The sequence below is a fragment of the Parvimonas sp. M20 genome, assembly GCF_035282425.1.
Classification (GTDB): domain Bacteria; phylum Bacillota; class Clostridia; order Tissierellales; family Peptoniphilaceae; genus Parvimonas.
Genome location: NZ_JAYKBQ010000012.1, coordinates 38,451 through 47,704, shown reverse-complemented (window position 1 = coordinate 47,704; position 9,254 = coordinate 38,451). Strand labels below are relative to the sequence as shown.

Annotated in this window: 9 protein-coding genes; all 9 read right to left on the bottom strand. The window is 27.1% G+C overall.

The annotated features are described in order from the left end of the window. Nucleotides 1–186: 186 nt before the first annotated feature. Nucleotides 187–456, bottom strand: coding sequence for a hypothetical protein (locus tag VJI93_RS06180; protein ID WP_323999903.1), 270 nt, complete (start codon nucleotides 454–456; stop codon nucleotides 187–189). Between the two features lie 51 nt (nucleotides 457–507). Then, a complete protein-coding gene (locus VJI93_RS06175; RefSeq protein WP_323999905.1) occupies nucleotides 508–777 on the bottom strand; it encodes a hypothetical protein in 270 nt (89 codons plus the stop codon). 336 nt (nucleotides 778–1,113) lie between these two features. Then, complete coding sequence (locus VJI93_RS06170; protein WP_323999907.1) at nucleotides 1,114–2,031, bottom strand: TDT family transporter; 918 nt, start codon at nucleotides 2,029–2,031, stop codon at nucleotides 1,114–1,116. A 74-nt stretch (nucleotides 2,032–2,105) separates the two neighbouring features. After that, complete coding sequence (locus tag VJI93_RS06165; RefSeq protein WP_323999909.1) at nucleotides 2,106–2,906, bottom strand: DUF169 domain-containing protein; 801 nt, start codon at nucleotides 2,904–2,906, stop codon at nucleotides 2,106–2,108. Nucleotides 2,907–3,208: 302 nt separating this feature from the next. Continuing rightward, the gene (locus VJI93_RS06160; RefSeq protein WP_323999911.1) at nucleotides 3,209–5,302 is read right to left on the bottom strand and encodes a Tex family protein; all 2,094 of its coding nucleotides are present in this window, start codon (nucleotides 5,300–5,302) and stop codon (nucleotides 3,209–3,211) included. Nucleotides 5,303–5,359: 57 nt separating this feature from the next. Continuing rightward, complete coding sequence (lpdA, locus tag VJI93_RS06155) at nucleotides 5,360–6,760, bottom strand: dihydrolipoyl dehydrogenase (protein ID WP_323999914.1); 1,401 nt, start codon at nucleotides 6,758–6,760, stop codon at nucleotides 5,360–5,362. A gap of 160 nt (nucleotides 6,761–6,920) precedes the next feature. Next, a complete protein-coding gene (locus tag VJI93_RS06150; RefSeq protein ID WP_323999915.1) occupies nucleotides 6,921–7,628 on the bottom strand; it encodes a CPBP family intramembrane glutamic endopeptidase in 708 nt (235 codons plus the stop codon). 58 nt (nucleotides 7,629–7,686) lie between these two features. Continuing rightward, complete coding sequence (locus tag VJI93_RS06145) at nucleotides 7,687–8,406, bottom strand: CPBP family intramembrane glutamic endopeptidase (protein WP_323999982.1); 720 nt, start codon at nucleotides 8,404–8,406, stop codon at nucleotides 7,687–7,689. A gap of 45 nt (nucleotides 8,407–8,451) precedes the next feature. Further along, entirely contained in the window at nucleotides 8,452–9,165 is a 714-nt protein-coding gene (locus VJI93_RS06140; protein ID WP_323999917.1) for a CPBP family intramembrane glutamic endopeptidase, read from the bottom strand. Between the last annotated feature and the right edge of the window lie 89 nt (nucleotides 9,166–9,254).

The following is a 9,254-nucleotide window of genomic DNA, read 5'->3' as shown; positions in this document are numbered from 1 at the left end:
ATGGAAAGGCAGGTTTAAATCTGTCTTTCCCAAAAATCTTATTGTAAAATTGTGTCCATTTACTTGACTATGTTGCAAACCTTCATATCCTTCTATTTTATTTTTCATTTCTTTTTCTATACTTTCTGCTTGTCTCCTTGAATCTTCCAAGTTCATATTTATTCCCATTTCCTATCTTTCTCCTTTTTACTTCTTTTCATTTTCCATTCTATTATTTATATATCTTAAACTTGTTTGTAAATTTTCCTCTTCATCTAATATCATAGTATTAATATATTTTATCTCTTCTTCCAAAACTTCATAAAAACCTTGAATTTTCATGTCGACTTTTCCATAGTTTATATTTCTTTTTAATTCTTTTTCTTTTCTTGTATATTCTTCAAATTCTATTTTAAAATTATTTATTTTTCTTAATTTATCTTTTATAAATTCCTTTTTCTTTTCTAACTCTTTCATTTTTAATACTCCTGCCTCTTTTTTATGTATAATTTTTCCTATGTATTATATTTATCTTTTTAAAAATTTTTCTCCTATTTCATTATCTGCTTTTTTTAATGTTGATTCAACTACTGAAACTTTTTTTAATGAAATTTCAAAGAAGCCTTTTATTTCTGAAGTAATAGATATTCCTTCTCTTATAGATTGTTTTATTTTTCGATTTGCTATAACTGTTGTACTAAAATCTAAACTTATACCTACTAGATTTCTTAGTGATTTTAGTTCTGCTTCTATTTCTTTAATCATATCTTCAACTATTATACTATTGCTTTGTATCATTTTCATTCACCTCGTTTAACATATATTCCAATTATAACCCATTAATTAGATTAATTCAATTTTATTCACAATAGAAGTAAGTAAAGATATTTTTAAACTAATTTAGCTAATTTCCTCTTTAAAAACTTCTAAAACTTTGCCTAAATTTTAAAAAAACATATTCTGCTTTTGTTTCGTTTTTCTTGACATAATAAATCCTCCTGTGTGTTTTTATTTTTACACATCAGGAGGATTTTTCATTTACAATATATTTCACAATCTCTGATTATCCTAAAAAACTATTTAATTATAAAATAACTTTTGAAATTTTTTAATTGGCTAACTTATTTTTTCAATTTAACTTTCTTTTTCTAATAAAAATTTCATATAACCAATAAAAACATACAATACGATAAGCACTGCGACTATTTCTTGGAAATTAACAAAATATTTTAAAATTAAATTTTTACCATGTAAAGCCATCACATATCCAGTAAATAATTTACTTGAAACTGCACTTATTACAAGTGGGAATGTAAAGCCTGAAAATCCAGGAGAAAATTTCAATTTTACTAAATTTGGCATATTCAATAAAACTATAATATAAAAGAAAACTGAAATTGCAAATAATACTGTTGCAAATGTAAAATTCTTTTGTGGAAAAGCAACTAAATATCCTGCCAAAACAAGAGATCCAGGTGCAGATAAAATTGCAAAAGTTGGCTTTGCAGGTTCAGGAATTTCTTTGACTTTAAACACTCTAAAACAAACAACAGGTATCAAAACTAAATATGAAGCTAAAGCAAACCAAAAACAAATTTGACCTATTCTTAATTGTCCTACAGCTCCTGCAGAAACGCTAGCAGTTGCAATTCCTACATATACTATATACCAAGATGGAAAAACTTTTTTGATTGAAAAATTTGATATAAATTTAAAACTAAACCAAGCCATAAGTAGAACATGCAGTATTACACCTATAAACCAAATAATAACTGCTAAACTTGAAATATATGACTTAACATAAGTGCTTATTAGCATAGTTGCCATTGTGCTCGTTAAAAGTACACTTGCAACCACAGGATTATCTAAAACAGTTTTTAATTTTAAATTTAACAAAACAATTTTTAAAACAAAAATAACATATAAAATAAGTGCTACTCCACCTATACATAATCTAACAACATTACTATAAGCTTGTAATAAGTTTCCAAGTGCAAACATTGCTAAAATCAAACCTGCAATAGGAATAGGTAATTTTTTTAAAAGATCCATACAATTCTCCTTTACTAATTTTTTTAAATTATAGTTAGGAATTTCTAAAAAAGAAATCCCTAACTATAATAAATTTATTTATCTATTGGTCCACCTAAGTATGCTCCAGTATCATAGTTTTTGTTTAACTCAATTACAGAATCATCCATATGATTCATTTTCATCTTCTTAATTATTTTTCTCTTATTTCCATTACGTTCAAAAGGATTTGTAGTTTCAATAATTCCTTGAACAACATTGTACCAATGTTTCCAAGCCATTCCAATTCCTAATTCATCCGGATGCCAGTTCGCCATAAGTCTTGTACCTGGACATAGGAATGTAATATTAATTGTTCCATGTTCATAAGGAAGAGTTGTAAGATCATGACAAACAGCTTGCAGTCCAACAGTTTTCATTTCTGGAGAATATCCATTAAAATAAGAATATCCATGGACAACTCTCATTATATTGTAAGCTTTTTCAACCATGACAACAACATCTGGTTCAACTGTAAAATTTTCTAAAGGCATTATTGCAATACCATAAATTTGTCCTTTTAAAAATATCATTTCATCAGAAACGCTTTTTGAAGTTTCAAGATTTTTATAAATATTTTTACTTAGTCTAGCTTCTCCTGAAGCTAATTTTGGTGGTGCTTGGTTAAATCCGAAAGCAACAGATCCATTTGGACAACCTTGATGTACCTTTCTTACCTTTACGTTTGACCCCTTTGATGCTAAATTAACAGCATTACAATATGTAACTTTATTTGCTCTTTCAGGTACTTCAAAATTTTCATAACTTTCTTCATCATAGAAAAATTTAACCCCAACAACTTTTCGATTCAAATCTAAATATGAATTGATAAGTTTTACACTCTCTTGAATATCCATTAAAAACCTCCTTTTTATATTTGATAAATTTTTTTGCTAATTTACAAAAAAATATAATCACGACCATATTAACATAAATTTATAAATAAGTCTAATAGTTTTTTTCTATGGATAAACATTATTAATAATTATTTTTTATTATAAAATTAATTAGTTGATTTTTAAATATTTAACAACTTAATTAAAATACAAAAAAATCTTATGATAAAAAATTCACTATTTATTTATACACCTAATATAAGGTTGGTATTGATATCCTTATTAATTTAAAGCAAAAAAAGAAATGCATTTTATCGCATTTCTTACTTCATTGTCAATTTTACTTTTTGCTTTTCAAGGTCAATTTCTAAAATCTTAACCTTAACTATATCTCCAACTTTTAAAACTTCAGAAGGATGTTTAATATATTTGTTAGAAATTTGTGAAATATGAACAAGTCCGTCATTTTTAATTCCAATATCTATAAAAGCCCCAAAATCAACAACATTTCTTACAGTTCCCTTTAATTCCATTCCAACTTCCAAATCCTCAATAGAAAGAACATCAGATCTTAAAATTGGTTTTGGCATATCTTCTCTTATATCACGACCAGGTCTTTTAAGCTCTTCAATAATATCTTTTAAAGTCAATTCTCCAACTTCTAATTCTTTTGAAAGTTTTGGAACATTAATCTTATCTAAATCTTTTCCATAAAGTTTTTCTGCAATTTCATAGCTTTCAGGGTGAACAGCAGTATTGTCAAGTGGATTTTCTCCATTTCTAATTCTCAAAAATCCTGCTGATTGAGTATATGCCTTAGGTCCTATTCCCTTTACTTTTCTAATTTCATCTCTATTTTTAAAAGCACCATTTTCATCACGATAAGAAACCAAGTTTTTAGCCATAGTTTTTGTCATTCCTGAAATATAAGACAATAAAGAGAAAGAAGCAGTGTTAATATCAACACCAACCTTGTTAACACAATCCTCAATAACATCAGATAATGTTTCTGTCAATTGTTTTTGATTTACATCATGTTGATATTGTCCTATACCAATATGTTTTGGTTCAATCTTTACAAGCTCAGCCATTGGGTCTTGGATACGTCTAGCTATTGAAATTGCACCTCTAACTGTTACATCTAAATCTGGAAATTCTTCTTGTCCAAGTTTAGAAGCTGAATAAATTGAAGCTCCCGCTTCATTTACTATTGAATAGAATAAGTCTTCTTTCTTCAATTCATTTAACAATTCAACAACAACTTTTTCAGTTTCACGACTTGCAGTTCCATTTCCAATAGCAATTAAACTTACATCATATTTTTTAATAAGCTTTGCTAAAATTTCTTTACTTTCCCTTATCTTTTCTTGTGGCTTTGTAGGATAAATATTTACATAATCTAAAACAGATCCTGTTTTTGAAATAACAGCTACCTTACAACCTGTTCTATAACCAGGGTCAATCCCCAAAACAACTCTATCAAGAATTGGAGATTGCATAATATAAGGTTTTAAGTTTTTGCCAAAAACTTCAATAGATTGTGTATCAGCTTTTTCTTTTAAATTTGCTCTTATTTCAGTTTCTATTTGTGGAAATAAAAGTCTATTATAACTATCGATAACAGCTTCTTTTAAAAATTTATGACAGAAATTTTCATCATCCATACATAGTGAAAATAAAATTTCACCAATATTTTTTTCATCGCTCAACTTAATTGAAACTTTTAAAGCTTTTTCTTTTTCTCCTCTATTTATAGCAAGTATTCTATGAGCAGGAAGTTTTGAGATTTTTTCAGAAAATTCATAATACATATCATAAACATTGTTTTCTTCTTTTCCTTTTTCAGAAACCAAAACTCCATTCTTGTCAGCATCTTTTCTTAAAATATCTCTAAAATCTTTATCTTCAGAAATCATTTCCGCAATGATATCTAAAGCTCCTGCCATAGCTTCGTCAATATTTAAAACTTCTTTTTCTTCACTTATAAAATCAGAAACTTTTTGTTCAAAATTATTTTCCTTAAGCTTTCTATCTAAAATTAAATCAGCAAGCGGTTTTAAGCCTTTTTCCTTTGCAATAGTTGATCTGGTTCTCTTTTTAGGTCTAAATGGAAGATATATATCCTCAACTTTTGAAAGAGTTTCAGCATTTAAAATTTCATTTTTCAATTCATTTGTCAACTCTCCAAGCTCGTCAATTAATCTTATAACATCTTCTTTTCTCTGTTCTAAATTTCTTAAATATTGTAATTTTTGTTCTAGATTTCTAAGTATTTCATCATCTAAATTTCCTGTAACTTCTTTTCTATATCTTGCAATAAAAGGAATTGTATTTCCTTCATCTATAAGTTTTACAGTATTTTCAACTTGACCTACTTTTATATTTAACTCTTTTGCAATTTGTTCAAAAATATTCATTCTTACCTCTTTATATAAAAAAGGGAGCATACGCTCCCTAAAATTCTAACAAAATAATTATTTTGCAGGTGCACTATGGATTGATTTTCCTTCTAATTGGTGAATTGCTTCCATAAATGCTTCTGATAGAGTTGGGTGAGCGTGAATCATCTTGCCTATTGACTCAACTCCCATATCATTTGCCATAGCAACTGTTCCTTCATGAATTAAGTCATTTGCATGAGGTCCGATAATATGGATACCTAAAATTCTCTTTAAGTCTTCAGTTGCAAGAACCTTTACAAATCCATCAGCTTCTCCTAATGAAACAGCTTTACCATTTCCACTGAACATAAATTTACTCTTAACATAAGGAATATTTTGAGCAATAACTTCTTCTTCAGTTAAACCAACTTGAGCAACTTCAGGTAAAGTAAATGTACAAGCAGGAACGATATCCAAATTAATTTCAGGATGTTCTCCCATTAATTTTTCAACAACATGAATTGCTTGAGCACTTGCAACGTGAGCAAGTTGAACATTTCCATAAACAACGTCACCAATAGCATAAATATGGTCAACATTTGTTTTAAATCCTTTATCAGTAACTACAGCTCCTCTTTCAGTAACAACACCAGCTTTTTCGATTTCTAATCCATCGATGTTAGCTTTTCTTCCTGTTGCTAAAAGAACCATTGTACCTTCAGCTTCTTCAACTTTATCTTTATCAACTCTCTTAGCTGTAACTTTTAATTTTCCGTTTTCTTGTGTAATTTCACTTGCACGAACCTTATTTACAATCTTAATTCCTGCTCTTTTGAAAATACTTGGAATTCTCTTTTGGATTTCTCCATCAGTTGCAGGTAAAACTCCATTAGTCATTACAGTTACCTTAGAACCGAATTGAGAGTAAATACTTGCAAATTCCATTCCGATAACTCCACCACCAACAACGATAAGTTCTTCTGGGATTTCTTTTAAATCTAAGAATTCATCACTAGTAATTACATTAGGCAAATCAGTCCCTGCAATTGGTGGAACACTTGGTTTAGAACCTGTAGCAATGATTATGTAATCAGCTGTTACATCTTTTTCTGAACCATCATTTAATTTAACATGAATTTTATGAGGATCAACAAAAGAACCAAAACCTTTTAGGTATTCAATATTTGGATAAGAACCAATTAAGAATTCTACCCCACCTACGATTTTTTCAACAACTTCGCATTTTCTTTCATTAAGTCTTATTGGATCAATTTTACATTCATCCATAAGTAAACCGAATTCTGCTTTTCTATGAATATTTTCCATAATTTCAGCATTTTTCCAAAGTGTTTTTGTAGGGATACATCCTCTATTTAAACAAGTACCACCTGGTCTATCTGCTTCAATAAGTACAACTTCTGCTCCCATTTGTGCAGCTCTAATCGCAGCCTCATATCCTCCTGGGCCCGCTCCAATAACAGCTATTTTAGTCATAAAACACACTCCTTAATAATTTTTATTTTAAGTTTTCACTCACCTAAAATTATATATCAAAAACGAAATTTTTTCAAGTTTTTGCCTAAGCTTTAATAAATTTAAAACACATATACTATTAAATATAATAATTAATAATTAATAATTAATATAATACATTTTATAAAACACTTGTTTTTAAAACAAATGAAAGTATTACAATGCCTGTACTAAATACGATATGTCCAATTATTGCACTTTCTATTCTTTTTGTCTTTAAAAAAACATATCCAAAAGTTAAGGAAATAATTACCGCCTCTACCACTATAGGAAGTGCATGTTTTACATTTATAAGTGCAAACAAAATTCCTGATAAACAAGCTGGTGTGAATAATCGAATAAATTTGTATCCACCCTCATATAAATCATATAGATAACCAAATACAATATTTCTATAAACTATTTCAGTTACAAAAGGAATAATAAATACTATATTTATCAATGCGATTTTATTATTAGAAACTACATTTTTAATTCTAATAAACTCCCCTGTCATATCATAAGGATAACCTAAAAATCCTAAAATTTTAAATAAAATTTGAATTACAACTAGTAAAACTATCCCTGAACATGCCCCAATCAAAATAGATTTTAATAAAGATTCCTTTTTGCTATCTTTAGATATTAAATTCGTAGGGAATTTTTTACAAAACAAATATACAATAATCGCAAAAATCAAAGTTAAAGCAATATTTATATTTGTTAAGTTTTTAATCACAAATTCTGATTTTAAATACTTATTTGCCAATGTAGGAAATCTTAAAATTCCTAAAAAACACACCAAAGATATCAAGAATGATACAATAAAATTTTTTGTCTTAACACTCATAACTTCCTCCTAAAATTTTTATTTTATATAATAAGTTAATAATTTTTTTATGTCTAAATTAGAAAAAAACATTCCTAATTATTAAAAATATATTAATTAAAACATGAACCGTTATAGAAGCACTGATTCTCTTAGTATACAAATATATTGCTGAAAAAGATATTCCATATATAATATATCTAACCATAGCATAAGCAAAAACACCATCATGTATTGAGCCGAAAATTATTGATGATACTACTACAGATGTTATTATCCTAATATATTTATTACAACCCGAATGTAAATCATATAAATATCCAAATAATATTCGTCTATACACCAATTCTTCATATATACTCACCAAAGACATCGAAAATAAACTTACAAACAAATTAAGTCTTTCAGTACCCCTAGTATTTTTTGCATTCAAACTATAAACCTCAAGTTTGAGAATACTTTCAATGTATGAAGCTAAATATATAATCAACATAGTAAAAACAAAAACTAATATCGAAATAATTATAGATTTTTTTAAGTCCATTTTTTCCGAATTATCTATAGAATTTAATTTTCCACTAAATACATACTTTATAATCAAAAAAATTATACAATTCCCAAATAGGCAACAAATCCCACCAACAAAGAAATTATTTACAATTGGATTTTCTAAAAATTTAAAAACAAATATTTTTCCAGAAAATATAGAATTTAAAATTTTCTGCCTAAAGATGAATTCAAAAAATAGAAACATTAAAGCAGGAAAAATCCACTTTTTAAAGTTTTTACTATTTAATATATTAGCATTTAGCATTGTTTTCTCCTTTATTTTATTTTCATAATATTAGAAATAAATTATAAATCTCCTTATATCTAAAAATAAGTTAAATAAAACGTGGACGATTATTGGAGATGATATCCTTTTTGTATATAAATAAAGTCCAGATAAAATAAAACCATGAGTTATGTATTGAATCATTGCAGGATGGAATAAACCATCATGTATTGATCCAAATATAATTGCAGATATTAGTGATGAAGTTACATATCTAATATATTTATTACATCCTGAAAATAAATCATACAAATATCCAAACAACAGTTGTCTATAAACTAGTTCCTCAAGTGTTGATGTTACAAAAGAAAGCTCAACTACTGGTAAGGGATTAGATTTAAATTCTTTCGTAATAGAACTCGCATTAGAACTATTTAAACTAATATGACTAAAAAGAAAAGATTGTATCCACATCACCCCATATATAATTCCTATAGTTAGAAATAATATCGCTATTGAAATAACTATGGATTTTTTTAAGTTCATTTTTTCAGAACCATCAATCGAATTTAATTTTCCTTTAAATATAAGTTTAATTAACAAAAACAAGATGACTGCAAAAATAAAATTGCCAATTAATAGCGATTTAGAAAAACTACCTACCCTATTTTTTCCAATATAAGAAATCATCTTCTCATTTAAAAATTTATAAGAGATTAATATTAAAATCGGCAATATCCTCTTTTTAAAGTTTTTTCCATTTAATAAATCAGTTTTTTCCATAAAAAACTCCTTAATAATATAATTTTATAGAACAATGCTCAGTTCCAATTCATCTAAAGAAAGTATAAATGCAGTATAATAATCGCTAT